25 protein-coding genes are annotated in these 25,962 nt (G+C 65.3%); 11 read left to right on the forward strand and 14 right to left on the reverse strand.

The genetic code is table 11. The annotated features are described in order from the left end of the window. Positions 1-157: 157 nt before the first annotated feature. From thrC to Q0030_RS15830, 4 genes are all read left to right on the forward strand, one after another. Entirely contained in the window at positions 158-1,573 is a 1,416-nt protein-coding gene (gene thrC, locus Q0030_RS15815) for a threonine synthase (protein WP_298368608.1), read from the forward strand. Beyond that, positions 1,573-2,862, forward strand: a complete 1,290-nt coding sequence (locus Q0030_RS15820) for a pitrilysin family protein (RefSeq protein ID WP_298368610.1) — start codon at positions 1,573-1,575, stop codon at positions 2,860-2,862. The genes thrC and Q0030_RS15820 overlap by 1 nt, the downstream gene beginning before the upstream one ends. A 241-nt stretch (positions 2,863-3,103) precedes the next feature. Continuing rightward, positions 3,104-3,691 (forward strand): GNAT family protein, encoded by a 588-nt coding sequence (locus Q0030_RS15825; RefSeq protein WP_021076543.1) that lies wholly within the window; start codon positions 3,104-3,106, stop codon positions 3,689-3,691. Between the two features lie 139 nt (positions 3,692-3,830). Then, the gene (locus Q0030_RS15830; RefSeq protein WP_298368613.1) at positions 3,831-4,478 is read left to right on the forward strand and encodes a hypothetical protein; all 648 of its coding nucleotides are present in this window, start codon (positions 3,831-3,833) and stop codon (positions 4,476-4,478) included. 109 nt (positions 4,479-4,587) lie between these two features. On the opposite strand, the gene Q0030_RS15835 is transcribed toward Q0030_RS15830, so the two are convergent. From Q0030_RS15835 to Q0030_RS15855, 5 genes are all read right to left on the reverse strand, one after another. Continuing rightward, positions 4,588-5,073: an ATP F0F1 synthase subunit B gene (locus tag Q0030_RS15835; protein WP_298368615.1), complete on the reverse strand. Its 486-nt coding sequence runs from the start codon at positions 5,071-5,073 to the stop codon at positions 4,588-4,590. Between the two features lie 3 nt (positions 5,074-5,076). Next, entirely contained in the window at positions 5,077-5,643 is a 567-nt protein-coding gene (locus tag Q0030_RS15840) for a F0F1 ATP synthase subunit B (protein ID WP_097676593.1), read from the reverse strand. Positions 5,644-5,734: 91 nt separating this feature from the next. Then, positions 5,735-5,965 carry a F0F1 ATP synthase subunit C gene (locus Q0030_RS15845; RefSeq protein ID WP_016847054.1) on the reverse strand — a complete coding sequence of 77 codons (231 nt, stop codon included), beginning with the start codon at positions 5,963-5,965 and terminating at the stop codon, positions 5,735-5,737. A gap of 55 nt (positions 5,966-6,020) precedes the next feature. Beyond that, on the reverse strand, positions 6,021-6,770 hold the full coding sequence (locus Q0030_RS15850) for a F0F1 ATP synthase subunit A (RefSeq protein ID WP_298368619.1): 750 nt from the start codon (positions 6,768-6,770) through the stop codon (positions 6,021-6,023). 72 nt (positions 6,771-6,842) lie between these two features. Further along, the gene (locus Q0030_RS15855) at positions 6,843-7,214 is read right to left on the reverse strand and encodes an AtpZ/AtpI family protein (RefSeq protein WP_050403125.1); all 372 of its coding nucleotides are present in this window, start codon (positions 7,212-7,214) and stop codon (positions 6,843-6,845) included. 276 nt (positions 7,215-7,490) lie between these two features. Between Q0030_RS15855 and Q0030_RS15860 the strand changes: the two genes are divergently transcribed. The 3 genes from Q0030_RS15860 (at position 7,491) to Q0030_RS15870 (ending at position 9,314) form a co-directional block, all read left to right on the forward strand. Beyond that, positions 7,491-8,114: a 2-hydroxychromene-2-carboxylate isomerase gene (locus tag Q0030_RS15860; protein ID WP_298368622.1), complete on the forward strand. Its 624-nt coding sequence runs from the start codon at positions 7,491-7,493 to the stop codon at positions 8,112-8,114. 31 nt (positions 8,115-8,145) lie between these two features. Continuing rightward, on the forward strand, positions 8,146-8,655 hold the full coding sequence (locus tag Q0030_RS15865) for a hypothetical protein (RefSeq protein WP_298368624.1): 510 nt from the start codon (positions 8,146-8,148) through the stop codon (positions 8,653-8,655). 182 nt (positions 8,656-8,837) lie between these two features. Then, a complete protein-coding gene (locus tag Q0030_RS15870) occupies positions 8,838-9,314 on the forward strand; it encodes a secondary thiamine-phosphate synthase enzyme YjbQ (protein WP_298368626.1) in 477 nt (158 codons plus the stop codon). A 73-nt stretch (positions 9,315-9,387) separates the two neighbouring features. On the opposite strand, the gene Q0030_RS15875 is transcribed toward Q0030_RS15870, so the two are convergent. Then, positions 9,388-11,013 (reverse strand): MFS transporter, encoded by a 1,626-nt coding sequence (locus tag Q0030_RS15875; RefSeq protein WP_298368822.1) that lies wholly within the window; start codon positions 11,011-11,013, stop codon positions 9,388-9,390. 354 nt (positions 11,014-11,367) lie between these two features. On the opposite strand from Q0030_RS15875, the gene Q0030_RS15880 reads away from it, so the two are divergent. Next, positions 11,368-12,042 carry a response regulator transcription factor gene (locus Q0030_RS15880; RefSeq protein ID WP_050630075.1) on the forward strand — a complete coding sequence of 225 codons (675 nt, stop codon included), beginning with the start codon at positions 11,368-11,370 and terminating at the stop codon, positions 12,040-12,042. A 1-nt stretch (position 12,043) separates the two neighbouring features. Here the strand turns inward: Q0030_RS15880 and Q0030_RS15885 are convergent, their stop codons facing one another. Then, positions 12,044-12,679 (reverse strand): metalloregulator ArsR/SmtB family transcription factor, encoded by a 636-nt coding sequence (locus Q0030_RS15885; protein ID WP_298368631.1) that lies wholly within the window; start codon positions 12,677-12,679, stop codon positions 12,044-12,046. A gap of 94 nt (positions 12,680-12,773) precedes the next feature. Between Q0030_RS15885 and Q0030_RS15890 the strand changes: the two genes are divergently transcribed. Beyond that, the gene (locus tag Q0030_RS15890; RefSeq protein WP_298368633.1) at positions 12,774-14,180 is read left to right on the forward strand and encodes an MFS transporter; all 1,407 of its coding nucleotides are present in this window, start codon (positions 12,774-12,776) and stop codon (positions 14,178-14,180) included. A 17-nt stretch (positions 14,181-14,197) separates the two neighbouring features. Here the strand turns inward: Q0030_RS15890 and Q0030_RS15895 are convergent, their stop codons facing one another. The 6 genes from Q0030_RS15895 to Q0030_RS15920 all read right to left on the reverse strand — a co-directional run bounded on the left by Q0030_RS15895 (position 14,198) and on the right by Q0030_RS15920 (position 24,194). Continuing rightward, positions 14,198-17,707: a PAS domain-containing hybrid sensor histidine kinase/response regulator gene (locus tag Q0030_RS15895; RefSeq protein ID WP_298368635.1), complete on the reverse strand. Its 3,510-nt coding sequence runs from the start codon at positions 17,705-17,707 to the stop codon at positions 14,198-14,200. 114 nt (positions 17,708-17,821) lie between these two features. Beyond that, positions 17,822-19,051, reverse strand: a complete 1,230-nt coding sequence (hemA, locus tag Q0030_RS15900; protein ID WP_298368637.1) for a 5-aminolevulinate synthase — start codon at positions 19,049-19,051, stop codon at positions 17,822-17,824. A 183-nt stretch (positions 19,052-19,234) separates the two neighbouring features. Next, positions 19,235-20,299, reverse strand: coding sequence for an MBL fold metallo-hydrolase (locus Q0030_RS15905; RefSeq protein WP_212317191.1), 1,065 nt, complete (start codon positions 20,297-20,299; stop codon positions 19,235-19,237). 218 nt (positions 20,300-20,517) lie between these two features. Then, positions 20,518-22,662 (reverse strand): methyl-accepting chemotaxis protein, encoded by a 2,145-nt coding sequence (locus Q0030_RS15910; RefSeq protein ID WP_298368640.1) that lies wholly within the window; start codon positions 22,660-22,662, stop codon positions 20,518-20,520. A 237-nt stretch (positions 22,663-22,899) separates the two neighbouring features. Continuing rightward, a complete protein-coding gene (locus tag Q0030_RS15915) occupies positions 22,900-23,646 on the reverse strand; it encodes an outer membrane beta-barrel protein (RefSeq protein ID WP_298368642.1) in 747 nt (248 codons plus the stop codon). Between the two features lie 227 nt (positions 23,647-23,873). Further along, on the reverse strand, positions 23,874-24,194 hold the full coding sequence (locus Q0030_RS15920) for a hypothetical protein (protein WP_298368644.1): 321 nt from the start codon (positions 24,192-24,194) through the stop codon (positions 23,874-23,876). Positions 24,195-24,294: 100 nt separating this feature from the next. On the opposite strand from Q0030_RS15920, the gene Q0030_RS15925 reads away from it, so the two are divergent. After that, positions 24,295-24,420, forward strand: coding sequence for a hypothetical protein (locus Q0030_RS15925; RefSeq protein WP_298368646.1), 126 nt, complete (start codon positions 24,295-24,297; stop codon positions 24,418-24,420). 40 nt (positions 24,421-24,460) lie between these two features. Here Q0030_RS15925 and Q0030_RS15930 read toward each other — a convergent pair whose 3' ends face one another. Next, a complete protein-coding gene (locus tag Q0030_RS15930) occupies positions 24,461-24,844 on the reverse strand; it encodes a helix-turn-helix domain-containing protein (RefSeq protein ID WP_298368648.1) in 384 nt (127 codons plus the stop codon). Between the two features lie 123 nt (positions 24,845-24,967). Between Q0030_RS15930 and Q0030_RS15935 the strand changes: the two genes are divergently transcribed. Then, a complete protein-coding gene (locus tag Q0030_RS15935) occupies positions 24,968-25,957 on the forward strand; it encodes a zinc-dependent alcohol dehydrogenase family protein (RefSeq protein WP_298368650.1) in 990 nt (329 codons plus the stop codon). The last annotated feature ends 5 nt before the right edge of the window (positions 25,958-25,962 follow it).

Consider the following 25,962-nt stretch of genomic DNA (forward strand, 5'->3'; position numbering starts at 1 on the left):
CCGCGCACCACTCCACGTGACCCCGGCGCGCGTGCTTCGGGCTACCCATTGCCGGTCCGATCTTCTATGGTGAACCACATCGGGTCGCATGCGGTGAACTCGATAAATCCATGATATCAAAGGCTTAAGGCTCTAATCGAAGCCTTTGGAGGGCGGTTTGACGCGGTACATTTCGACCCGGGGTGAGGCCCCGGCGCTTGGCTTCTGCGATGTGATGCTGACCGGGCTTGCCCGTGACGGCGGGCTTTACGTGCCCGAGACCTGGCCGCAATTGTCGCCCGAGACCATCGCGGCCTTCTTCGGTCGTCCCTATTGGGAGGTCGCGGTCGAGATCATCCGGCCGTTTGTCGCCGGCGAGATTTCCGACGCCGAGCTCGGCCGCATGGCGAACGAGGCCTATGCCACCTTCCGCCATCCCGCCGTCGTGCCGCTCGACCAGGTCGGGCCGAACCAGTTCCTGCTCGAGCTGTTCCATGGGCCGACGCTGGCGTTCAAGGACGTCGCGATGCAGCTGATCTCGCGGCTGATGGATCACGTGCTGGCCAAGCGCGCGCAGCGCACCACCATCGTGGTCGCGACCTCGGGCGATACCGGCGGCGCCGCGGTCGAGGCGTTTGCCAATCTCGACAATGTCGATCTCGTGGTGCTGTTCCCGAACGGGCGCATCTCCGAAGTGCAGCGCCGCATGATGACGACGACCGGCGCCGCCAATGTCCACGCGCTGGCGATCGAAGGCACGTTCGACGATTGCCAGGCGCTGGTGAAGGAGATGTTCAACAACCATCGCTTCCGCGACCAGGTGGCGCTGTCGGGCGTCAACTCGATCAACTGGGCGCGCATCGTGGCGCAGGTGGTGTATTATTTCACCTCAGCGGTTGCGCTCGGCGCGCCGCAGCGGACCGTGGATTTCACGGTGCCGACCGGCAATTTCGGCGACATCTTCGCTGGCTATGTCGCGAAGCGCATGGGGCTGCCGATCCGCTGGCTGCGGATTGCCGCCAACGTCAACGATATCCTGCCGCGCACGCTGAAAACCGGCAATTACGAGGTGCGCGAGGTCCACGCCACGGCGTCGCCGTCGATGGACATCCAGGTGTCCTCGAATTTCGAGCGGCTGCTGTTCGAGGCGAGCGGCCGCGACGCCGACCAGGTGCGCCGTCTGATGGCCTCGCTGAAGCAGTCCGGCCGCTTCGTGCTGCCGGATGCGACGCTGGCCGCGGTGCGCCGCGATTTCGACGCCGGCCGCGCCGACGAGACTGAGACGGCGGCCGCGATCCGCGCCGCCTGGCGCGAGGCAGGCGATCTCGTCGATCCGCACACCGCAGTGGCGCTTGCGGTCGCCGACCGCGACACCTCGGATTCGAAGATCCCGAACATCGTGCTGTCGACCGCGCATGCGGCGAAATTCCCCGACGCGGTCGAGGCGGCCTGCGGGGTGCGTCCGCAGCTGCCGGCCTGGCTCGGAAGCCTGATGACGAAATCCGAACACATGACGGTCATGAAAAATGATTCCGCCGAGGTCGAGCGCTTCGTGCTGTCGGTCAGCCGTGCCGCCAAGCAGGGAGTTGCCTGATGAGCGTTGAAATCACCAAGTTGCCGAGCGGCCTGACCGTCGTCACGGATACCATGCCGCATCTGGAGACTGCGGCGCTTGGGGTCTGGGCCGGTGTCGGCGGACGCGACGAGAAGCCGAACGAGCACGGCATCTCGCATCTCCTGGAGCACATGGCGTTCAAGGGCACCGCGCGGCGCTCCTCGCGCGAGATCGTCGAGGAGATCGAGGCGGTCGGCGGCGACCTCAATGCCGGGACCTCGACCGAGACCACGGCCTATTATGCGCGGGTGATGAAGGCGGACGTGCCGCTGGCGCTCGACGTGCTCTCCGACATCCTCGCCAATCCGTCGTTTGTGCCGGACGAGCTGGAGCGCGAGAAGAGCGTCATCGTGCAGGAGATCGGCGCGGCGCAGGATACGCCCGACGACGTCGTGTTCGAGCACCTCAACGAGCTCTGCTATCCGGACCAGCCGATGGGGCGCTCGCTGCTCGGCACCGCCAAGACGCTGAAGGCCTTCAACCGGGACACGCTGCGCGGCTATCTGTCGACGCATTACCGTGCGCCGGACATGGTGGTCGCCGCCGCCGGCGCCGTCGATCACAAGCGCGTCGTCGAGGACGTGGCGCAGAAATTCGCCAGCTTCGACGCCACGCCGGCACCGGCGCCGCAGCCTGCGATGTTCGGCAAGGGCGGCTCGCGGGTGGTGCATCGCGATCTCGAGCAGGCGCATCTGACGCTGGCGCTCGAGGGCGTGCCGCAGACCGACCTGTCGCTGTTCTCGCTGCAGGTCTTCACCAACACGCTCGGCGGCGGGATGTCGTCGCGGCTGTTCCAGGAGGTGCGCGAGAAGCGCGGGCTGTGCTACTCGATCTACACCTTCCACGCCCCCTACACCGACACCGGCTTTTTCGGCCTCTACACCGGGACCGATCCCGCCGACGCGCCGGAAATGATGGAAGTCATCGTCGACGTCATCAATGACGCGGTGGAGACCCTGACCGAGGCCGAGGTCGCCCGCGCCAAGGCGCAGATGAAGGCCGGCCTGTTGATGGCGCTGGAAAGCTGTTCATCCCGGGCCGAGCAGCTGGCACGCCATGTGCTAGCCTACGGCCGGCCGCAGACGGTGGAAGAGCTGGTGGCACGGATCGACGCGGTCAGCGTCGAATCGAGCCGCAACGCCGCCCGCGCGCTGCTGTCGCGCAGCCGGCCCGCCGTTGTTGCACTCGGCAGCGGCAGGGGTCTGGACACGGCGGTGTCTTTTGCGGAAGGATTGACGAAGTCGAAGGCAAAGACGCTGCTGCATTAGGGATTGAGCTGACCTCGCCCCGCTCTTGCGGGGAGAGCATGGGCCGCCTACCGGCGGCCGTTGACGGACATACGCCGAGGCGGAGCCTCGGCTATGGCCGAAGGCTTCGGGTGAGGGGTCGAGCCGCAGATTGAGGCTGCGGAAAGGGCCCTCACCCCGACCCTCCAAGAGCGAGCTTTGCTCGTCTTGACCCCGCAAGAGCGGGCGAGGGAGAAGTAGTCCGGCGGGGGAGTGTTGGGCCATGGCCCTGTTTCGTTTGCCGTCTGGTGGACCGGCCGCACTGATGCCGCGGGGTCACGGGCTTTTGCTGCGTGCGCCGCAAATGTCGGATTTCCCGCAATGGGCGCAATTGCGCGAGTTCAGCCGCGCCTATCTCACGCCATGGGAGCCGATCTGGCCCTCCGACGACCTGACCCGCGCGGGCTTCCGCCGTAGGTTGCGCCGCTACAGCGAGGATATCGCCGCCGACCGCTCCTATCCGTTCATCATCTTCCGCGAATCGGACGGGGTGATGATCGGCGGCATCACGCTTGCCAATGTCCGCCGCGGTATCGTGCAGGCCGGCACGATCGGCTATTGGGTCGGCCTGCCGCACGCCCATCGCGGCTACATGACGACGGCGCTGCGGGTGCTGCTGCCCTCGCTGTTCGGCGAGCTCAACCTGCATCGCATCGAGGCGGCCTGCATTCCCTCCAATGCGTCGTCGATCCGCGTGCTGGAGAAGTGCGGCTTCACCCGCGAGGGCCTGGCGCGGCGCTATCTCTGCATCAACGGGATCTGGCAGGACCACCTGCTGTTCGGCCTGCTGCACGAGGATTTCCGCGGTTGAATCTTAAGCCTGTTGGCTGATGGCGGGCCCGCCGCCCGGCGCCTCCTGGAGGCCCTGTTAGATGCCTTGGGTTCGCCGCCATTGCCTTGCTATAACGCCCGCGAAACGGGGAACCGTGTTTTGAGATTTGAGGGTATTGATGGGTGACAGGGTGATCAGGTTCGCGCTCGCGGCGGCGGTATCGATCGGTCTCGGTGCCACCCTGCTGCCGGAGGCCGGCTCGGCGCAGTCGCTGAGCGACCGCTTCAAGAGCCTGTTCGGCGGCGGTTCGTCGGATTCGAAGCCGGCGACGCCAGCGGCGCCGCAGCCGCTCAACGATGCCGACGCCGGGCTAACCTGCCCGCCGGTGCAGATCCGCTCCGGGGCCTCGACCTATTCGGTCGCTGTGGACGGCAAGGAAGCGGTCGGCAACGACGTCAAATTCCTGGCCTCGATCACGCGCACGGCGCGGGAATGCAATCTGAACAGCGGCCAGATCACGGCCAAGATCGGTATCCAGGGGCGCGTCATCGTCGGCCCCCAGGGCGCGCCGCCGACCATCCAGGTGCCGCTGCGCGTCGCCGTGGTGAAGGGCGGCGTCGGCGAGAAGACCATCGCCACCAAGGCCTACACCACCACGGTGCAGATGGACGACAGCGGCAGCGTGCCGTTCAGCCTGGTCGCCGAGGATGTCGTCTATCCGGCGCCGTCGGCCGCGGAGAACGACGATTATGTCTTCTATATCGGCTTCGATCCGCAGGCGCTGAAGCCGGAGCCCAAGCCCCGCGCGCCGCACAAGAAGAAGTAGCGGCTGCCGCCGTGACGGGGGCCGGTAGAATAAAGAAGCAGCAGGAACAAAGAAAAAGGCCGGCGCGATGATCTCGCGCCGGCCTTTTCCGGAAGGACGTGTGATCGCGTCAGTTCAGCTTGGAGCGGACTTCGGCGATGCCCTTGCCGACGAGCTCGTCGGCAACCGAGCCCTTGACCGACTGCGACAGGATGGTCGAGGCGGCGGTCACGGCGGCGTTGGCCGCGGCGGCGCGCACATCGGCCACGGCCTGCGCCTCGGCCTGGGCGATCTTGCTCTCGGCGGTCTTGGTCCGCCGGGCGACAAAATCTTCCATCTTGGTCTTGGCTTCAGCCGCGATCCGCTCGGCTTCGGCCTTGGCGCTGGAGATGATGTCGGCGGCCTCGCGCTCCGCGCTGGCGCGGCGCGCCTTGTATTCGCCGAGCAGCTTGTTGGCCTCGTCCTTCAGACGGCGGGCGTCCTCGAGCTCGGCCTTGATGCGCTCGGCACGATGATCGAGCGCCGTCAGCAGGGTGCGATGGACGCCGAGATAGCCGAACACGACCAGCAGAATGACGAAGGCGATGGCAACCCAGGTTTCCGGTTCGTAAAACATCGTCTATCCCTTCAGCGACGCGTCGACGGCGCTGTTGACCGCATTCGCGTCCGGCGTGACGCCGGCGAGTTGCTGGACGATGGCGCCGGCCGCATCCGCCGCGATGCCGCGGACGTTGCTCATGGCGTTGGTCCGGGTCGTTGCGATCTGCTTCTCGGCGTCGGCGAGCTTTGCCGCCAGCTTCTCTTCCAGCGCCTTGCGCTCGGCTTCCGAGGCCGCGTTCAGCTTCTCGCGGGTCTCGTTGCCGATCGCCTGCGCGTTGGAGCGCGCATTCGCCAGCTCGGTTTCATAGGCCTTCAGCGCCGCGTCGGACTCGTCCTTCAGCTTCTGCGCCTCGGCCAGATCGCCCTCGATCTTGTTCTGGCGTGCATCGATCGTCCCGCCGACACGCGGCAGTGCGATACGCGACACGATCAGATAGAGCGCGACAAATGCAATCGCCAGCGACACCAGCTGCGAAGCGAAATTGGAGGAATCGAACGGCGGAAAGGCTCCGCCGTGATGTCCGCCATCGGCCTCGGTGTGGGCGCCGGCATTCTGGCCTTTTGCCTCGCCATGACTCTCAGCCACGGTGTTCTCCTGTTGCTGTCATGCGCGCCGCCCTTGGTACGACCTCTGGGCGGCGCGACGGGTTGCCGCTAAAGCGGAACCGGGGTGCCGCTCAGAGCGGAACGAACAGCAGAAGCAGCGCGATCAGCAGCGAGAAGATGCCGAGCGCTTCGGTCACGGCGAAGCCGAAGATCAGGTTGCCGAACTGGCCCTGAGCGGCCGACGGGTTACGCACCGCAGCGGCGAGGTAGTTGCCGAAGATGATGCCCACGCCGACGCCCGCACCGCCCATGCCGATGCACGCGATGCCCGCGCCGATAAGTTTTGCTGCTGCCGGTTCCATTTGTAGCTCCTTGAGAAAGATAGACAGATTGGTGGGTGGAGATTCCCCGGACCGCTTAGTGTCCCGGATGAATGGCGTCGTTGAGGTAGATGCAGGTCAGGATCGCGAACACGTAGGCCTGCAGGAATGCGACCAGCAGTTCGAGCGCGTACAGTGCGACCGTGAGCGCCAGCGGCAGCACGCCGCCGAACCAGCCGAGCGCGCCGAGCGAGAAGCCGAGCATCGCGACAAAGCCCGCGAACACCTTGAGCGCGATGTGGCCGGCCAGCATGTTGGCGAACAGACGAACGCTATGCGAGACCGGCCGCAGGAAGAACGACAGGATCTCGATGAACATGACCAGCGGCAGGATGTAGATCGGAACGCCGGAGGGGACGAAGATGCTGAAGAATTTCAGGCCGTTCTTGTAGAGGCCGTAGATCAGCACGGTGAAGAATACGAGCAGCGCCAGCGCCGCGGTGACGATCAGGTGGCTAGCGATCGTGAAGGTGTAGGGGATCACGCCGACCAGGTTCGAGACGCACAGGAACATGAAGAGCGAGAAGATCAGCGGGAAGAACTTCATGCCTTCCGAGCCGGCCGTGCTGCGAATCGTCGACGCGACGAATTCGTAGGAGATTTCAGCGACCGACTGCAGCCGTCCCGGAACCAGGTCCCGGCCGCTCGCCAGCATCAAGAGCGCGATCAGCAGCACCGCGATGAGCATGAAGAGCGACGAATTGGTGAAGGCGATCGTGTGATTGCCGATGTGGCCGAGCGTGAAGAGGGGCTCGATATTGAACTGGTGGATCGGGTCGATTTTCATCCGCGCGGCTCTTGGTCCACCGGCCATCGTGCCGGTAATCGAATTTCAAATGTCGTGACTTCCCGCCAGCGCTCAGCGCTTGCCCGAGGCCACGCCCGCGGACCTCACCACGTTGACTACGCCGGCGACGAAGCCGAGCAGCGTTAACACGATGAAGCCGAATGGCGACGTCGACAGCAAACGGTCGAACCCCCAGCCAATCGCCGCTCCGACGGCAACGCCCGCGATCAGCTCCGAGGAAAGACGAAAACCGAGCGCCATCGCCGAAGCTCTGGCGGCACTGTCCCCGCTTTCAGTACCGGATTGATCAGTCTTGCTCCTGCGGCTGTCGCGAATTTCTGACAACCGATGATCGAGACTTCCGAGCCTTGCGGAAAGCGCAGCTTCGTCAGGAGGCGATTGATCGCGACTTCCATCTGCGCCGTCGTTGGTGTTCTCAGCCATGCTGCAAACACTAACCGATGCCGCGGATGATGGAAATTGCGCCCGTCCCCGTCAAAAGCCGCGCGGACCATACTTACCGCGTCTAATCAAGTCAAGATTGCGTCGTAACCAGTTATTGCTTTGATTCTACTGGATTTATTTGGAGATATTCAAGGTCAGAGTGACGCAGTGTTCGCAGTGCAACAGCTTGTATGCTGTGAAGTGATGTTGCCTGGCATTTCCGGCTCTGCTGGGATCACCGAAAGTCCTCATCCTCTCGCGCAGTCAAGGTTCCGCATGTCACGCCAGATCGATTACTACTTCTCGCTGCAATCGCCCTGGGCCTATATCGGTCACAAGCCCTTCGTTCGGCTCGTAAACACTTACGATCTCAAGGTAAATTACCGGCCCGTGCTGCTGGTCGATCTGTTCTCGGAGACCGGCGGGCTGCCGCTCGCCCAGCGCCATCCGGTGCGGCAGCGCTACCGGATGATCGAGTTGCAGCGCTGGCGCGACAAGCGCGGGCTGAATTTTCACCTGCAGCCGGCCAACTGGCCGTTCAACGGGCGGCTTGCCGATGGCGTCGTCATCGCGATGCTCGAGGCCGGGCTCGATCCCGAGCCGTTTTTGCAACGCGCCTATCCTGCTGTGTGGGAGCTTGAGCTCAACCTTGCCGATGCTGCGACGCTGGTGAAACTCGCCGACGATGCAGGCTTGCCCGGCCGGCAGCTGGTGGAGCGCTCGGGCTCGGATGCGATCAGCGCGGCCTATGAGCAGAATCGCCAGACTGCATTGGACGCCGGCGTGTTCGGCTCGCCCGGCTATGTGCTCGATGGCGAGGTGTTCTGGGGGCAGGACCGGATCGAATTGCTCGAGGACGCGTTGAAGTCAGGCCGCGAGCCCTATAGCTCTGTGGTCTAGGGGCAGGAATCTGGTTGAGGCGGAGCAAGCCATGCCCATCGCGATGTCGTCCTCGAAATTGTCCATCGCAATTGTTGCCATCCTGATCTCAAGCGGTGCCGCGCTCGCGCAAACTGCGCCCGATACCGAGAACGGCCGCTACGCGTTGTCGCCGGCCGGCGATGGCTTCCTGCGGCTCGACACCCGCACCGGCGCGGTGTCGACCTGCACCAATTCCAGCGCCGGCTGGGCCTGCTACATGGTGCCCGACGAGCGTGCGGCGCTCGATGCCGAGATCGGGCGCCTGCAAGCCGACAATGACAAGCTGAAAGGCGAGCTCGCAGCGCGCACACCATCGGCCAAGACCGACGAGGCGTTGCCGAAATCGGATTCGTTGAAGAAGGCTGAGCCGAAAGTCGCCGAGGGCGAGCGCAAGATCGAGATCCCGCTGCCGAGCGACCGCGACATGGATCGCATGATGTCGTTCGTGGAGCGGGCCTGGCGGCGGCTGATCGAGATGGCCAACCGCGTACAGCGCGACGTCAATGGTGGCAAGATTTGATGCGGCGTTTGCAACATCCACGGTGTCGTCCCGGCGAAAGCCGGGACCCATAACCACCGAAGCGTATTGGTTACAAAGGATATCCACTCCGAGTCTTTGAACGTGAAGGGCCGCGGAGTATGGGTCCCGGCCCCCGTGCGCAATTGCGCACTAGGCCGGGACGACGAGTTGAGAGACTGCGGATGAGTTCATCGAAGCAAATGTCGCGCTCGGCGCCATCCTCGGTCGCGGCGACCAGCATCGTGTCGTCGCGCCTGACGGTCGAAACGCCCGGCGCCGGGTTCACCGACATCACGCGCGAGGTCGCAAAATTCCTGCGTGAGGTGCGCGCCGGCGAGGGTGCGGTGACGCTGTTCATCCGTCACACCTCGGCCTCGCTGACGATCCAGGAGAATGCCGATCCGACGGTGCTGGCCGATCTGACGACGGCGCTCGATCGCGCGGCGCCCGAGGACGGCGGCTGGCGTCACGACACCGAAGGTCCCGATGATATGCCGGCGCATATCAAGACCATGCTGACGGCAACCTCGCTGCAGGTCCCGGTCCTCGACGGCGAGATGGCGCTCGGCACCTGGCAGGGCATCTATCTGATCGAGCATCGCGCCCACCCGCACCGGCGCGAGATTGTGCTGCAATTCATCGGCGCGACCAGAAACTGATCGCAAATCGCGCGCAAAAATGAAACCGGCCGCGGATCGCTCCGCGGCCGGTTCATCGAAAGGTGTCAGCCGATCAGGTCTTGCTGATGTCTACGTTTTTGGTCTCCGGCAGGAAGATCAGGCCGACCACCGCGGTAATGGCCGCGAAGATAATCGGATACCAGAGGCCGGCATAGATATCGCCGGTTGAGGCCACGATCGCGAACGCCGTCGCCGGCAACAACCCGCCGAACCAGCCGTTACCAATGTGATAGGGCAGCGACATCGAAGTGTAGCGGATCTTGGTCGGGAACAACTCGACCAGCATCGCGGCAATCGGGCCGTACACCATGGTGACGAAGATCACCAGGATGAACAGCAAGCCGATCACGGCCGCGACCTGCGGGCGGAAGATGTCGAACGGATGCGACATCTTCACGATGCCGGCGTCGCCCGCCTTCGGATAGCCGGCGGCGGCCACAGCGGCGGTGATCGCCGCATTGCCGTCCTTGGCGTTGGCATAGGGGACGTCCTTGCCGTTGACGACGACCTTCACGCCGGAGCCGGCCGCGCCATACGTCGTCGAGTACTTGACCGACGATTGGGCGAGGAAGGCGCGGGCCGTGTCGCAGGGCGCGGTGAACACGCGGGTGCCGACCGGGTTGAACAGGTCGCCGCAGCCTGCGGGATCGGCAACCACCTCGACCTTGGCCGATTCGATCGCCTTCTCCAGCGCCGGGTTGGCGTTGGAAGAGATCATCTTGAAGATCGGAATGAAGGTCAGTGCCGCGATCGCGCAGCCTGCCAGGATGATCGGCTTGCGTCCGATCCGGTCGGACAGCGCACCGAACACGACGAAGAACCCGGTGCCAAACAGCAACGACCAGGCGATCAGAAGGTTCGCGGTGTAGCCGTCGACCTTGAGGATCGATTGCAGGAAGAACAGCGCGTAGAACTGGCCGGTGTACCACACCACGCCCTGACCCATGGTGCCGCCGAGCAGCGCCAGGAGGACGATCTTCGCGTTGCCCCAGTTGGCGAAGGCCTCCGTCAGCGGCGCCTTTGAACTCTTGCCCTCGTCCTTCATGCGCTGGAACACCGGCGATTCATTCAGCCGCAGCCGGATCCAGACCGAGATGCCGAGCAGCAGCACCGACACCAGGAACGGAATCCGCCAGCCCCAGTCCGCGAAATCCTTCTCGCCGGTGATCGAACGGGTGAACAGGATCACCAGCAGCGACAGGAACAGGCCGAGCGTTGCCGTGGTCTGGATGAACGAGGTGTAATAGCCGCGCCTGCCGTTTGGCGCGTGCTCGGCGACGTAGGTCGCAGCACCGCCATACTCACCGCCGAGCGCGAGGCCCTGCAGGAGGCGCAGCGAAATCAGGATGATCGGCGCCGCGAGGCCGATGGTCTTGGCGCTGGGCAACAGGCCGACGATGAAGGTCGACAGGCCCATGATCAGGATGGTGACGAGGAAGGTGTATTTGCGGCCGACGATGTCGCCGACCCGGCCGAACACGATGGCGCCGAACGGACGCACCAGGAAGCCTGCGGCGAAGGCCAGCAACGCGAAGATGTCGCGGGTTGCCGGGGGGTAGTCGGAGAAGAACTGCGCGCCGATGATGCCGGCCAGTGAACCGTAGAGATAGAAATCGTACCACTCGAACACGGTGCCGAGCGACGACGCCAGGATGACGAAACGCTCATCCTTCGTCATGCCGGCGGGCCGCGCCGAAGTTGCAGTCATTGTGGACATCTGGATTGCTCCCCCCGAATTATTGCTGCCATGCTCGCCCCCGGCTGGCGGGTCAGACCCGAATGGGCCTTAGGCTTAAGTCGAGGGTAACATCGCAGTGAAACCCGCCCCAATAAGACTTTTGGCTTTTGCACGCTTGAACTTATCTTGAGAGGTGAGTGCCGGATCGAACGTCCCCGCGTGCGTCTATTGCGGCGCACAAGCTCGGCGGGTTAACTGCGTTGGCATCTGGTATTATCAAGGGCTTGCGTGATACTGCCGCGCGGGCGACAACCGAACGGCGCGGGCTTCCCAAAGCCCGCTTGTGGGACTGAGATGACTGCTGCCGCCAATACTCATCTTGTCATCGCCGACGACCATCCGCTGTTCCGCGATGCGTTGCGTCAGGCGGTGTCCAGCGTCGTGAGTTCGGCCACGATCAGCGAGGCCGGATCTTTCGAGGATCTGACCGCGCTGTTGGAACGGGACTCCGAAGTCGACCTGATCCTGCTCGATTTGAGCATGCCGGGGATCAGCGGATTCTCCGGCCTGATCTATCTGCGGGCGCAATATCCGGCGATTCCGGTGGTCATCGTGTCCGCCAGTGACGATGCCGGAACCATCCGCCGCTCACTCGATTTCGGCGCCTCCGGTTTCATCCCCAAGCGCTTCGGCGTCGAGACCTTGCGTGACGCCATCATGAAGGTGATGGAGGGCGACGTCTGGGTTCCGCCGGACACCGATCTGTCGGCGGCCGGCGATCCCGACATGACGCGGCTGCGCGACCGTCTGGTGACGCTGACCCCGCAGCAGGTACGGGTGCTGATGATGCTGTCCGAGGGACTGCTCAACAAGCAGATCGCCTACGAGCTCGGCGTCTCCGAAGCGACTATCAAGGCCCATGTCTCGGCCATCCTGCAGAAGCTCGGCGTCGAAAGCCGGACCCAGGCCGTGATCGCCGCCGCGAAGATCGCCGGCGGCCAGTGGCGCCAGGGCACGCCGTCGAGCTGACCTACGCGGCCGGCATCACCCGGTACGCGCAGCGCCGCGCACCGGCAAGGATGTGATCGACGCGATCGACCACGACATCGCTGCCCAGCACGGCGCGAAACACCGCAAGTTCGGAGCGGCAGAGGCCCTGACAGGCTGCCGCCGCCGCGCAGATCGGGCAGTGGTTCTCGATCAGCAGGAAGCCGCCGGCGTCCTTGACCACGCTCGCCATATAGCCTTCCCGGCTCCGGATCCGGGCGAGCGCCGTGAGCCGCTGTCGGAGTGAGCCCTCGGTTCCGACCGCTTTCCGATAGTCGGCGATGCCGGCGCGTTCGCGGTGCGCGATCAGCGTCTCCAGGCCGCGCTCGCCAAACACCTCATGCATCGACCGCAGCAGATCCAGCGTGAGGTCGGAATGACGGTCAGGGAAGCGCGCGTGGCCCGGCGCCGTCAGACGCCAATACTTCCGCGGCCGCCCGCGTCCCTCGCGCTCATCGCCGCTTTCGACGAGGCCCGCCGCTTCGAGCTTGAGCAGATGCTGGCGCGCGCCGGCAGGCGTCATGTCGAGGCGCGCGCCGATGCCGGCAGCCGTCTGCGGGCCGCGCGTCTTCAGTTCGAACAGGATGCGATCCTGGCTGCGCGTGTCGTCTTGACTCATTGACCTATTTTAGAAACAAGATGCTATCTAAAATAACCGGAAATCGCCGCCGCGTGCAACTGCCTTGGCGCCAGTCCGGAAGGAGAACTCCGACATGGAGCAACAAGACGTCCGCGCGGGGTGGCGATCCCTCCTCAAGCGCGAATGGATCCCGACGCTGGCCATCCTGCTCGGCGGTGTGCTGCTGCAATCCATGAACGTGCTGATGCTGACGACGGTGCTGCCGTCGATCGTCGGCGAACTCGGCGGCGTCGCCATGCTGAGCTGGCCGACCACCGCCTATCTGGCGTCCTCGATCGTCGCGGCGAGTTGCGTCGGCGTGCTCTCCACCGCGCTCGGCGCCCGGCAGGTCTACTGCGTGGGCGTTGCGATCTTCGGCGTCGGCGCCGTGCTGTGTTCGCTGGCCCCCGCGATGGGCTGGATCGTGGCCGGCCGGCTGATCCAGGGATTCGGCGGCGGCCTGGAGGCTGCTGTCGCCTATGTGCTGGTGCGCGGTACGTTTCCGGAGCGCATGTGGTCGCGAACGATCGCGCTGATGTCGACGAGCTGGAGCATGTCGGTGCTGATCGGTCCGCTGGTCGGCGGGATGTTCGCGCATTTCGCCAGCTGGCGCGGCGCCTTTGTCGCCAGCGCCGCAACCGCCGTCGTGCTGGCGATCGCTGCCTTCTTCGTGCTGTCGCCGGTCACGGCGGCGCAGCGCGCATCGTCGGCACGCGTGCCGCTCGGCCGTGTCGCGCTGATCTGCCTTGCCATCGCCGCGACGTCGGCGACCTCCGCCGCTGGGTCGTCCTTGCTGAAGCTCGGCCTGATCGTCACGGCGATCGTCTCGTTTGTCGCGATGCTGCGGCTCGATCGTCTGGCGTCGCCCCGGCTGCTGCCCAGCGACGCGTTCTCCTGGCGAACCGGCACCGGCGTCGGGCTGTGGCTCGCGCTGCTGCTCTGCATCACTTTCAGTCCGCTGCAAATCTACGTGCCGATGTTCCTGCAGCAGCTGCATGGCTTCGATCCGCTTTCGGCCGGATTCACCGTCGCCTGCGCTTCGCTGGGCTGGAGCGCCGCCTCGCTGCTGACGGCCGGCGTGTCGGCCCGCCGGGCGGACCGCCTGATGCTGATCGGCCCTGCAATCATGGCAGCTAGCCTTGCCGCGATCGGGCTGCTCGGTCCGGACGGCGCGGCGTCGATCATCCTGCTGGTCATGGCGATCGCGATGCTGGGAGCCGGTATCGGCCAGTGCTGGCCGCTCGTCGCTCATCGCATCATGGACAGCGCCAAGGCTGGCGACGAAGTGGTCGCGGCCTCGTCGGTGCCGACCATCCAGCAGATGGGCTTTGCGTTCGGTGCGGCGATCGCAGGCCTGATCGCGAATGCCAGCGGCCTGTCGGCTGCGATCGCGGACGCCACGATGGCGCGCGCCGCCTTCTGGGTGCCGGCGAGTTTCGTGGTGCCGGCCATGCTCGCCGTTGCCGCCGGGCTCCGCCTGCGGGCGCTGCGCAGGCCGTAAGCCGGCCCGTCGTAAGGCTACTCCGCCGCCACCATCTGCTGGGTGCGCCATTGTCCGAGCAGCGCGCGCAGCGAGGCCGGCTTGACCGGCTTGTTCAGCACCGCGATGTTTTCCTCGCGTGCGGCCAAGCGCACCGCGGGGCTGCGGTCGGCGGTGATCAGGATCGCCGGAATGCCGTCGCCGAAGCGGCGGCGGATCTCGCGGATCGCGGCGACGCCGTTGCCGCGATCGAGATGATAGTCGACCAGCACGCCGGTGACGCGGCCGCCGGCAGCCTCGATCGCGCTGATCGCGCCGTCGGCATCGAGCACCGCGATCACCTCGGCGTCCCACGCCGTCAGCAGCGTCTTCATGCCGTCGAGAATGGCGGGATCGTTCTCGATGCAGACGATCAGCGAGCCGCTCATCGGCGTCTTCGACAGCGGCGTGGCGGTAGTGACGGCCGCGGTATGGTTGACGGCGGTGGCGACCGGCACGGTGACCGAGAACGCCGAGCCGCCGCTCACATTGGCCGAAATCGCGATGCGATGGTTGAGCACGCGCGCCAGCCGCTCGACGATCGATAGTCCAAGGCCGAGGCCGCGGGCGATCCGGGCGCCCTGCTCGAGGCGATGGAATTCCTTGAAGATCTCGCCGCGCTTCTGCACGGGAATGCCGACGCCGGTGTCGAAGATGCTGATCTGGAGCGTGTCGCCGCGGCGGCGGCAGCCGATCAGCACGCGGCCGCGCGGGGTATATTTGATCGCGTTGGAGATGAAGTTCTGCAGCAGCCGGCGCAGCAGCGAGCGGTCGGATTCGACCGGCAGCGAGCAGGCCACGAAGCGCAGATCGAGGCCCTTGTCGCGGGCGATCGGCATGAACTCGATCTCCAGCGAGCGCATCAGATCGGCCATTCGGAAGCTCGTGATCGCCGGCGTCATGGCGCCGGCATCGAGCCTCGAGATGTCGAGCAGCGCGCCCAGGATGTCCTCGATCGCCTCGAGCGAGTCGTCGATGTTCTCGACCAGTCGAGAATCTTCGCCGCCGTTCTGGCGTTCGACGAGACTCGTGACATAGAGGCGCGCCGCATTGAGCGGCTGCAGGATGTCGTGGCTGGCCGCCGCGAGGAAGCGCGTCTTGGAGGCGTTGGCGTCCTCCGCGATGCCCTTGGCGAGCGCGAGCTCCGAGTTCAGCCGCGTCAGCTCCTCGGTGCGGTCGCGGACACGCTTTTCCAGGGTCGCGTTGGCGCGCTCCAGCGCCTCCGCGGCCTCGAAGCTCGGCGTGACGTCGGAGAAGGTGATGACGAGCCCGCCACCCGGCATGCGGTTGGCGCGGACCTCGATCACCAGATGGCGATCGGTGAAGCGCTCCAGATAGGGCTCGCCCTCGGTGGTGTAGGCGCGCAGCCGCAGTTGCAGCAGGTTGTCGCTGTCGCCGGCCGGCGGCGGACTGATCGCGCCCATGAATTCGAGGATCTCGGGCAGGGGTATGCCGAGCTGTACCAGATGCGGCGGCAGCGCGAGCAATTCGGAGAACTGGCGGTTGGAGCAGATCAGCTGCAGATCGGCGTCGAACACCGCGATGCCCTGGCGCACGTGATTGAGCGCGGTCTGCAATATCTCGCGGTTGAAATGCAGCGCGGCGTGCGAGTCGTCGAGCAGCTTCAGCGCGGCCTTGGCGGACACCGTCCGCCGCTGCAGCAGCAGCGACATCACGAGGCGCGAGGACGCCGCCCCGATCGAGGAGGCGATCAGCCGCTCGGCGTGCTGCAGCAGCTCGAAATCCGCCGGCGCTGATGCCAGCAGCACGACGTTGCGGTCGACGGCGAACGAGGCGAACGCCTCGCGGGTGCGGTCGGGGCCGAGATATTGCGTCACCGTGCTCTCGATGTCCTGCACCGTCACCGTGGTGCGCCAGCGCCGGAAGCTCGGCGCGATCGGGGCCAGTGCGTTGGGCACGAACACGTCGGCTTGCAACAGCTCGATCGAGGACGGCGCACGCGCCAATGAGAACACGACGTAGGTGACGATGTTGAGCGCGAGGCTCCACAGCACGCCGTGCAGCAGCGGCGGCAGGTCGGCGCCGAACAGCGCCTGCGGCCGCAGCGCCTCGAGCCCGAACGGCCCGTGCTGCAGCAGCATCAGGCCGGTGGTCGAGTTTTCCAGGAAGCTCGGGATGAACAGCGTGTAGAGCCACGTCGCGAAGCCGACCAGCATGCCCGCCATGGCGCCGCGTGCGGTGGCGCGCCGCCAGAACAGCCCGCCGAAAAACGCCGGCGCGAGCTGGGTGATCGCGGCAAAGGACAATAGGCCGATCGCGACCAGCTGGGTGTTGCCGAGCGCGCGATAGTAGAAATACGCCATCACCATGATGGCGAAGATCGAGAAGCGACGTGCCTTCAGGAGGAAATCGCCAAAGTCTTTCTGGCCGGCGCGGGCGTCATCGCTGCGCGGCAGCACCAGCGGCAGCACGATGTCGTTGGAGACCATGATCGACAGCGCGACGCATTCGACGATCACCATCGCGGTCGCCGCCGACAGCCCGCCGACGAAGACCGCAAGGCTGAGCAGCTGCGAATTGCCCTCGATCGGCAGCGCCAGCACGAACATGTCGGCATCGACAGCGCCGAATGGGAAGATGACGAGGCCCGCGATCGCAATCGGAGTCACGAACACGTTGATGGCGACGAGGTAGAGCGGGAACAGCCAGCGCGCCCGGGTGACTTCGGCGGGCGTCGAATTCTCGACCACGCTGACATGGAACTGGCGTGGCAGCAGCATGACCGCGCAGAACGACAGCAGCGTCATGATCAGGAAATTGCCGATCGACGGCACATATTCGATCGCGCGTACCGCCTCCGGCGTCTTCAGGGCGCGCTCGTAGAGCTCGACCGGGGAGAACATCCAGAAGGTGACGAAGGCGCCGGCGGCGATGAAGGCGACCAGCTTGACGATGGACTCGGCGGCGATCGCCAGGATCAGCCCGTGCTGGTGCTCGGTCGCGTCGGTGTGACGGGTGCCGAACAGCACCGCGAACACCGCCATCGCCAGCGTCACCATCAGCGCGATGTCGCCCATGATCGGGATTTTCGAGAACGCCTGATCCTCGCTCAGGATGGTTTCCAGCGATGAGGCCATCGCCTTGAGCTGCAGCGCGATGTAGGGCACCGAGCCGATGATCGCGATCAGCGCCACGGTGGCCGCGACCGCCTGGCTCTTGCCGTAGCGCGCGGCGATGAAGTCGGCGATCGAGGTGATGTTCTGCGACTTGGCGAGCGCGATGACGCGACGGAGCAGCGGGGTGCACAGCCCGATCATCACGATCGGGCCGACATAGATCGCCAGGAAGTCGACGCTGGTGCGGGTGGCGAAGCCGACCGAACCGAAGAAGGTCCAGGAGGTGCAGTAGATTGCCAGCGACAGCGGATAGATCCACTGGCTGGCACGGCCGCGCGCGCCCGCCGACATCCGGTCGCCGCGGCTGGCAATGAAGAACAACAATCCGATGTAGGCAAACGCCGTGGCGATAACGCCCCAGTCGTGCAGCATCGCTGCTCATCTCCTGTCCCCGCCGCTGGGAGGGCCGGGTGTCAGGATTATAGCGCAAAGGGCCGGCCGCGCGATGCACGGCCGGCCCAAATTCGGGGTTGGAAACGGATAGGGTTACTCGGCGGCCAGCGACTTCTGGTGCAGGGGCAGGCCGAGCCGGTCCCAGACCTGGAGCAGGGCCTCGGCCAGCGCGTCGATCAGGCCGTCGTCATGGTAGGGCGAGGGCGTGATGCGCAGCCGCTCGCTGCCCTTGGCGACCGTCGGATAGTTGATCGGCTGAATGTAGATGCCGTGGTCCTCGAGCAGCAGGTCGGAGGCACGCTTGCACTTCTCGGGGTCGCCGACGAACAGCGGCACGATATGGGTGTCGCTCGACATCACGGGCAGGCCGGCCGCGGTCAGGATCGCCTTGGTGCGGGCGGCGCGGTCCTGGTGGCGCTCGCGCTCCCAGTTCGAGGTCTTCAGATGGCGGATCGCAGCCGTCGCGGCCGAGCAGATCGCCGGCGGCAGCGCGGTGGTGAAGATGAAGCCCGGCGCGTAGGAGCGTACCGCGTCGATGATCTCGGCACGGCCCGCGATATAGCCGCCGAGGCAGCCGAACGCTTTCGCAAGCGTGCCCTCGAGCACGTCGATCCGGTGCATCACGCCGTCGCGCTCGGCGATGCCGCCGCCGCGCGGGCCGTACATGCCGACCGCATGGACCTCGTCGACATAGGTCATGGCGCCGTATTTCTCGGCGAGATCGCAAATCCTGGCGAGCGGCGCGACGTCGCCGTCCATCGAATAAAGGCTCTCACAAACGATCAGCTTCGGCCGGTCGGGACCGGCGGCGATCAGCAGCTCTTCGAGATGCGCGACGTCGTTGTGGCGGAAGATCTGGCGTTCGCAGCCGGCCTGCCGCACGCCTTCGATCATCGAATTGTGGTTCAGCGCGTCCGACAGGATCAGGCAGTCCGGGATCAGCTTGGCGAGGGTCGAGATGCCAGTCTGGTTCGAGACATAGCCCGAGGTGAACAGCAGCGAGGCTTCCTTGCCATGGAGGTCGGCGAGCTCCGCCTCGAGCTGCACGAGCGGATGATGGGTGCCCGCGATGTTGCGGGTGCCGCCGGCGCCGGTGCCGACGCGCGTCGCGGTCTCGACCATGGCGCCGACCACCTTGGGGTGCTGGCCCATGCCGAGATAGTCGTTGGAGCACCAGATCACGACATTGCGGCTGCCCTTCGGCGAATGCCAGGTCGCGTGCGGGAAGCGTCCCGCGATCCGTTCGAGGTCGGCGAACACACGGTAGCGCCGCTCGTCATGCAGGCGGTTGAGGGCGGTTTGGAAAAACTGGCTGTAATTCATCGGCGAACCCAGAAAGCGGAACCTGACCGGAAAAGCTGCCTCTTCTTAGAGCTTTTCCAGCTCTAATGTCCATGCATTGGCCCACATCCGGGCATGCGTTGCAGTTGGGCAAATTGCCCTAGCGGCCGTCGATCCGGCTTGATTTCGGTCAAATTGCCCGGGGCATTTCGGCCCGGCCGGCGCTCAGGTCGTCTTGAAGCGCAGCATGCCGTCGTCGTGCATCTCCGCCGTCAGGCGACCCTCGACCAGCATGTAATTGACATGGGCGACCAGTTCGCCGGCGGCAAAGCCCATCTGGTGCTCGTCCAGCACGTGCTTGTGGAACACCACCGGGACCAGTTCCTTGGAGGTCTGCGGCACCTCGCGGCAGGCCTCGGCGATCAGCCGGCAGCGCTCCTCATGGTGATCGGCGAGCTGCTTGATCCGGGTCTTCAGCCCGTAGAACGGCACGCCATGGCCGGGCAGCACCATCACGTCATAGGGCAGGGTGGTGGTCAGGCTCGCCAGCGAGGCCAGATATTCGCCGAGCGAATTCTGTTCGGGCTCGACTGCCCAGACGCTGACATTGGGCGAGATCTTGCTCAGCACCTGGTCGGCGGACAGGAACAGCTTGTCGGCCGCGCAATACAGCATCACCTGGTCGAGCGCGTGTCCGCCGCCGGTGATCACCTTGAAGCGCCGCGTGCCGATCACGACCTCGTCGCCATGGGTGAGGCGGTGATAGGACGGCGGCAGCACCGACACGCGCTTCAGGTAATCCTGGCCACGGCCGAGCAGCTTCTCGGTCAGGTCCTCGTCCATGCCGTGGCGGCGGAAGAACAGCCGCTGTGCGTTGCGCCGCTCCTCGGTGCCGCGGTTCTGGTGATAGACCGACTGCAGGTATTCCACCTGCGACATGTACAGCGGGCAGTCGAAGCGCTCGGTGATCCAGCCGGCGAGACCGACATGGTCTGGATGCGAATGCGTCACGATCAGCCGCTTGACCTTGACGTGCTTCAGCGGTCCCTCGAACAGCGTGGTCCAGGCCGCAATCGATTCCTCATTGCCAAAGCCGGCATCCACCATGGTCCAGCCGTCGCCGTCGGCGAGCAGATAGATGTTCACATGGTTGAGGCGGAACGGCAGCTTCAGCCGCGCCCACAGTACGCCGGGGGCCACCTCCACGACCTGGTCGTGGCCGGGATGGTTCTCCCAGGGGTATCGCAGTGCCTCCGCCGAGGAGGGAAGGCTGTCGGTCTTCGTATGCATGCTACCGACTTAGCGGGCCCCGGGCCGCCGCGCCAGCCGAAAAATCAGATAGTCGTCCGGAGAATGGGGGGCCCAGAGCTGGAATTCCGTAGCCCGGATCAAACGGACGGAATCTACAAATACGCCCGTCATTCCGGGGCGATGCGCAGCATCGAACCCGGAATCTCGAGGTTCCGGGTCTGGTCCTTCGGACCATCCCGGAACGACGCGTAACCTTGCTACGCCGCGCGGATGTTCGACAGGAAGCCGTCGATCTCGGAGCGCAGCACGTCGGCCTCGCGGCGCAATGCGTCCGAGGCGCTGAGTACTTCGCCGGCCGCGGCACCGGCCTCGGCCGAGGCGGTCGAGACGCCGACGATGTTGCTCGACACCTCGCTGGTGCCGCCCGCCGCATGCTGGATGTTGCGGGCGATCTCGCGGGTCGCCGCGCCCTGCTCCTCGACCGCGGCGGCGATCGCGGTGGTGACGTCGTTGATCTCGCCGATCGTGCTTGAGATGTTGCGGATCGCGGTGACCGCCGTCGTCGTCACCTCCTGCATGCTGACGATCTGCTGGCGGATTTCCTCGGTCGCCTTGGCGGTCTGGCTCGCCAGGTTCTTCACCTCGGAGGCGACGACGGCAAAGCCGCGGCCGGCCTCGCCGGCGCGCGCCGCCTCGATGGTGGCGTTGAGCGCCAAAAGATTGGTCTGCGAGGCGATGGTCTGGATGAGGTCGACCACGACGCTGATGCGCGCGGCATTGTCGGCGAGGCCCTGCATCGTGGTGTCGGTGGCGCTGGCTTCCTCGACCGCCTTGCGGGCGATCTCCGCCGAGGTGACGACCTGGCGGCCGATCTCGGAGATCGACGACGACAGCTCCTCGGTGCCGGCCGATACCGTCTGCACGTTGACCGAGGTCTCCTCGGCGGCCGAGGCGACCGCATTGACCAATGCGCTCGACTGGTCGGCGGTCGCCGACATGCTCTGCGCGGTCGACTGCATCGAGTTCGCCGCGGTCTGCAGGCTGCCGAGCGCAGTGCGGACCGTCGATTCGAACGTCGTGATCTGCTTCTCCATGCGCGAGGCGCGCTCGGCCTTGGCGGAGCGGTCCTTGTTCTGGTTCTCGGTGAGCTCGCGGCTCTCGATCATGCTCTCGCGGAACACCTGCAGCGAGTCGGCCATGACGGCGATCTCGTCGCGCTGGCGGCTCTGCGGGATCTCGGTGTCGAGGTCGCCGTCGGACAGCAGCTGCATCGAGCGCTGCAGGCCGCGGATGCGGCGCAGGATGTTGCGCCCGACATAGAGCCAGACGAACAGGAACGAGCCGACCAAGGTCAGCGCGCCCAATCCGATCATCACTGTGGTGGCAAGCGAGATTTGCTGCCGCGCCTGGAAGGTCGCGGAGTCGGTCTCCTTCTGCACGGCGTCGACCAGCTGCTGGACGCTGATGCCGAGCCCGACATTGAGCTTGCGGGTCTCTTCCAGGATGGTCTGGCCGTAATCGATCGAGTCGAGCTCCTTCTGGCGGATCTTGAACACGCCGGTCTTGCCTTCGCCGAGCACCAGCAGCTTCTGCGCGGTGTCGCGCACGGCAACGATCGCCGGATTGTTCGGCAGGTCCTCGAGGTTGGACTTGACGCGCTCGCGGCCCTTCTTGAACTCCGCCTCGATCGCATCGAGCGTCTCGCTGGAATTGGCCGACAGCGCTGCGGTCATGTCGGCGGCCATCAGATTGCCGGCCGCGAGCACGTTGCCGATCTGGCCGACGGTGCGGGCCGCTTCGGTGGCAGCGTCGGCGGAGACATCGGCCGCGCCAAGGATGGCGTTGAGCCGGGTCTGCGCGTCGAGCATCGCGGGACCAGCGGCGGAGACGAAGGCGCCCTGCGCCTTGCGCAGCGCGTTGTACTGCTTGTCGCGCAGCGCGCCGACGTCGAGCCGCTCATGCGCCGCCGAGATCAGGCTCTTGGTCGCCTCGTCGGTGTTCTTGACGTTCTCCTGCAGCGCGCTGACGACGGATTTGTCGGCGCCGAGTTCGATGATCTCGCCAAGCTTGGCATTGGTTTGCTGCGCGACCTCCTGCACCTTCTTGGTGCGATCGTTCAGCGCATCCTCGCTCTGCACGGCGAGCAGGCCGGGCCCCTGGGCTGCGAGCGAGGCGCTCTGCGCGGAAAGCTGCAGGCTCGCGGCGAGCCGCGGAATGTCGCGGCCGGAGAGATCGCTCATGGTGCCGCCGAGCTGATGCAGCACGATGCCGGCACCTGCGCTGATCACCAGCGCCATGCCTGCGATCACGGCGAACGCCGCGAACAGGCTGCCCCTGACGCCCATCTGCGGCAGATGGATACGCTTGAGATTTGGTTTGCCGAGCTTGAACCGAAACGCCATTGCCCCGTGCCCCCTGGCCATACTCTTGGCCACTACTCTTGGATGTTTCCCCGGCGCGGGAGTATCGGTGCGGCGGGTTAACAAAATCGGGAAAATTGCGACGATCTGCGGGATTTTTCGCGGCTGCCGCGTGCCAACGCGGTGTTGGTTCGCAGTGCGGAACAGATGCGCGCGATCGGATGCAAAAAGGCCGGCGCGAGCCGGCCTTTCCGCTCATGGTTGTGGTGATCAGTAATCTCAGTAGCGGCCGTAAGCGGGGCCGCCGAGGTTGCCGAGATTGAAGCGGTAGTTGAGGCCCGCCTTCACCGTGTGCTCGTCATTGTGGAAGCTGCCGACCGGCACCAGCGCGCCCGGTGCGGTGAAGCGGCTGTCGCCGAAGTCGTAGTACTGGTACTCGACCTTGGCCGACCAGTTCGGCGCGAACATGTATTCGGCGCCGCCGCCGATGGTCCAGCCGTTGCTGTGGTTGTCGCTGAGCGCGAAGCCGATCGGCGCGCCGCCCAGCGTCACCGTTTCGTTGTTGTCGGAATAGGCGTAACCGCCCTTCACATAGATCAGGCCCGGGCCCCAGGTGTAGCCGACGCGGCCAGTGATCGACGCGATGCCGCGCTGATTGTTGTTGTAGACGTAACCGCCCGGGAAGATCGCGTTGAGCTGATGGCCGCCGACCCAGGAATACTGGCCTTCGAGGCCGATCACCCACATCGGCGACAGCTGCCAGTCGTAGCCGCCCTGGACGCCGCCCATGAAGCGGGCGCTGGAGTCCGACAGCGCGAGGCCGTTGAACGTGTTGTTCTGCGAGAACACGCCGCCGAGATGGCCGCCGAGATAGAAGCCGGTCCAGTTGTAGAGCGGCGCGGCGTAAACAGGCGCGGGCGCCTTCTGGTAATAGCCACGGGAGCCGAGGTCGGCAGCCTGGGCGGTCGCGCCAAAGGCAGCGATGGCGACAGCTGCGGCTGCGGTTGCGAGCAGGAACTTCTTCATGGGGCAGTCTCCGGACAAGTCATGAGGCGCAGCGTGAATGGCGCCATCCATGGCGATGCGTTAGACCGCATTTGAATAAAATGCTGTCACCGAATGACGACTTGGCACGTTAAGTCGCACCCTTTGCGGTGAAACGTTTTGTTGTGCCTAACGAACGCTTAAGCGGGAATGACGGAATGCTTAACGCACCGTGCGCGACGCGCTTGCTCCGTTAACCAGGCCGTCCGCTAGTCCAATCGCTTGCGCACGTCGTCGCGCATCTGCTCGCGGAACGCCTGGCGGCGTGCGGCGCGATCCTTGACCGGAACGTCGTGGCGATCGAACACGTCGAACTTCTCCAGGATCGGATAGTGCTCGCTCGCCATCGCCAGCACGCGCAGCAGGCCTGCGACCTTCGGGGTCGGGCCGGTGACTTCCCATCTGCGGAGTTTCTCGGCGCCGCCGGCCGCCGGCAGCCCGCACAGTTTCGCCATGTCCGCCGCCGTCAGCTTCCGGCCGAGTGCCTCGCCGAGATGTTCGCGCAGTTTCTTCAGTTCTGGGCCAGTCACTCTTGGGTCCGCTCCGCGATTTTGAAGTGTGAAGTGAGTCACATGACGTGCTCGGGGGCCCGTCTATACGCTGCTCATGCGACTTCTCAAGGAAACCATCATGCACGGCATCATCGAAGGCCTCAGCCCCGAACACGGACAGATCGATTGGAAATGGGTCGGCAGTGTGTTCGCGTTCTACGTCGTGCTGATGATCGGCGGGGCGGGGCTGCTGCTGGCGCATTGATGCAGCACGGACATCGCGACCGGTTGGATTCGTTCGTCCGCTAGTGAGGCGCCCCGGATTGATCGAGCACCCGATCGGCGAGGGTCTTGCGGCCGCGCCGGTTCAGCCAGCCCTGACCCCAATCGCGGAGCTGCAGCAGCAGTGGGCCAAGTGAGCGTCCCTCCTCGGTCAGGCTGTACTCGACCTTCGGAGGAATCACCGGATAGGCGGTCCGCTGGATCAGTCCGTCCTCCTCCAGCTCGCGCAGCTGCCTGGTCAGGAGGCGCGGCGTGCAACCGGTCAGATGGCGGTGCAGTTCGTTGAACCGCTGGGTGCCGTCGAGCAGGTGATAGAGGATCACCGACTTCCACTTGCCGTTGATCAAGTTGACCGCTGCTTCCATCGAGCAGCCGGGCACCAGATCGTATCGTCTCTGCTTCTGCATATCGTGGACACTACGCTTTCGGATAGTACCGGCTAATTTTTACAGTATAGCGCACCTGGGTACTGCCCTCCAGATAGATCAGGCCGCTGCGTCAGGTGGCCATGAACATCAGGAGACGACGGCGTGTCGAAGAGCGTGAGGTTCCATCAGGTCGGTGGCCCGGAGGTGCTGAAGATCGAAACCATCCCGATCCCAGTGCCCGGTGTCGGCGAGGTTCGCATCAAGACCAAGGCCATCGGGCTGAACCGGGCAGAGGTGATGTACCGGTCTGGTGCCTATGTGTCCGCGCCGGTGTTTCCCGCGCAGCTCGGCTATGAGGCCGCCGGCATCATCGACGCCGTGGGCGATGGCGTCGACGGCTTCGAGGTCGGCGACGCCGTCAGCGTGATTCCGGCGTTCAGCTTCGCCGAATACGGCATGTACGGCGAGGATGTGATCGCGCCGGCGAGAGCGGTCGTGAAGCATCCGCGCTGGCTGAGCTGGGAGATGGCCGCGGCCATCTGGATGCCGTTCGTGACCGTCTGGGGTGCGCTGATCGACATTGCAGGGATCACCAAAGGCGACGTCGTCGTGATTCCGGCCGCAGCGAGCAGCGTCGGCCTGGCGACCATTCAAGTGGCTCGTTACGTCGGTGCATTGCCGGTCGCGCTGTCTCGAACGTCGTCGAAGGCGGACGAATTGAAGGCCGCAGGCGCCGCGCACGTCATCGCCACCGCTGAACAGGATGTGACAGCCGAATTGTTGCGCATCACCGACGGCAAGGGCGCGCGCGTTGTGTTCGATCCGGTCGGTGGCCCGGCGTTCGAGAAGCTGGCGCAGGCAACCGCGGTCGGCGGCATCATCTTCATCTACGGCGCGCTGAGCCCGGACACGACACCGCTGCCCTTGATGGCTGTGCTGGGGCGTCACCTGACCATCCGCGGCTATGAGCTGTTCGAGGTCACGTCTCGGGATGACAAGCTCGGGCAAGCGAAGGAGTTCGTGCTCCAAGGCCTCGCCTCCGGGCATTTCAGTCCGAGGATCGCGCGGACCTTCCCGTTCGAGAGCATCGTGGAGGCCCATCGCTTCCTGGAGGCGAACGCGCAGGTCGGCAAGGTGGTGGTGACCGTCTGAGGTCA

It is taken from the genome of uncultured Bradyrhizobium sp. (assembly GCF_947648125.1).
In the GTDB taxonomy this organism is placed as follows: domain Bacteria; phylum Pseudomonadota; class Alphaproteobacteria; order Rhizobiales; family Xanthobacteraceae; genus Bradyrhizobium.

Excerpts from the sequence above, each read along its gene's own strand:
- Q0030_RS15905 (WP_212317191.1), bottom strand. The coding sequence starts at position 20,299 with ATGCATACGAAGACCGACAGCCTTCCCTCCTCGGCGGAGGCACTGCGA.
- Q0030_RS15855 (WP_050403125.1), bottom strand. The coding sequence starts at position 7,214 with ATGGCTGAGAACACCAACGACGGCGCAGATGGAAGTCGCGATCAATCG.
- Q0030_RS15930 (WP_298368648.1), bottom strand. The coding sequence starts at position 24,844 with ATGCAGAAGCAGAGACGATACGATCTGGTGCCCGGCTGCTCGATGGAA.
- Q0030_RS15860 (WP_298368622.1), top strand. The coding sequence starts at position 7,491 with ATGTCACGCCAGATCGATTACTACTTCTCGCTGCAATCGCCCTGGGCC.
- Q0030_RS15870 (WP_298368626.1), top strand. The coding sequence starts at position 8,838 with ATGAGTTCATCGAAGCAAATGTCGCGCTCGGCGCCATCCTCGGTCGCG.
- Q0030_RS15880 (WP_050630075.1), top strand. The coding sequence starts at position 11,368 with ATGACTGCTGCCGCCAATACTCATCTTGTCATCGCCGACGACCATCCG.
- Q0030_RS15885 (WP_298368631.1), bottom strand. The coding sequence starts at position 12,679 with ATGAGTCAAGACGACACGCGCAGCCAGGATCGCATCCTGTTCGAACTG.
- Q0030_RS15875 (WP_298368822.1), bottom strand. The coding sequence starts at position 11,013 with ATGACGAAGGATGAGCGTTTCGTCATCCTGGCGTCGTCGCTCGGCACC.
- Q0030_RS15825 (WP_021076543.1), top strand. The coding sequence starts at position 3,104 with ATGGCCCTGTTTCGTTTGCCGTCTGGTGGACCGGCCGCACTGATGCCG.
- hemA (WP_298368637.1), bottom strand. The coding sequence starts at position 19,051 with ATGAATTACAGCCAGTTTTTCCAAACCGCCCTCAACCGCCTGCATGAC.
- Q0030_RS15910 (WP_298368640.1), bottom strand. The coding sequence starts at position 22,662 with ATGGCGTTTCGGTTCAAGCTCGGCAAACCAAATCTCAAGCGTATCCAT.
- Q0030_RS15915 (WP_298368642.1), bottom strand. The coding sequence starts at position 23,646 with ATGAAGAAGTTCCTGCTCGCAACCGCAGCCGCAGCTGTCGCCATCGCT.
- Q0030_RS15890 (WP_298368633.1), top strand. The coding sequence starts at position 12,774 with ATGGAGCAACAAGACGTCCGCGCGGGGTGGCGATCCCTCCTCAAGCGC.
- Q0030_RS15835 (WP_298368615.1), bottom strand. The coding sequence starts at position 5,073 with ATGTTTTACGAACCGGAAACCTGGGTTGCCATCGCCTTCGTCATTCTG.
- Q0030_RS15830 (WP_298368613.1), top strand. The coding sequence starts at position 3,831 with ATGGGTGACAGGGTGATCAGGTTCGCGCTCGCGGCGGCGGTATCGATC.
- Q0030_RS15820 (WP_298368610.1), top strand. The coding sequence starts at position 1,573 with ATGAGCGTTGAAATCACCAAGTTGCCGAGCGGCCTGACCGTCGTCACG.
- Q0030_RS15895 (WP_298368635.1), bottom strand. The coding sequence starts at position 17,707 with ATGCTGCACGACTGGGGCGTTATCGCCACGGCGTTTGCCTACATCGGA.
- Q0030_RS15850 (WP_298368619.1), bottom strand. The coding sequence starts at position 6,770 with ATGAAAATCGACCCGATCCACCAGTTCAATATCGAGCCCCTCTTCACG.
- Q0030_RS15845 (WP_016847054.1), bottom strand. The coding sequence starts at position 5,965 with ATGGAACCGGCAGCAGCAAAACTTATCGGCGCGGGCATCGCGTGCATC.
- Q0030_RS15925 (WP_298368646.1), top strand. The coding sequence starts at position 24,295 with ATGCACGGCATCATCGAAGGCCTCAGCCCCGAACACGGACAGATCGAT.
- Q0030_RS15865 (WP_298368624.1), top strand. The coding sequence starts at position 8,146 with ATGCCCATCGCGATGTCGTCCTCGAAATTGTCCATCGCAATTGTTGCC.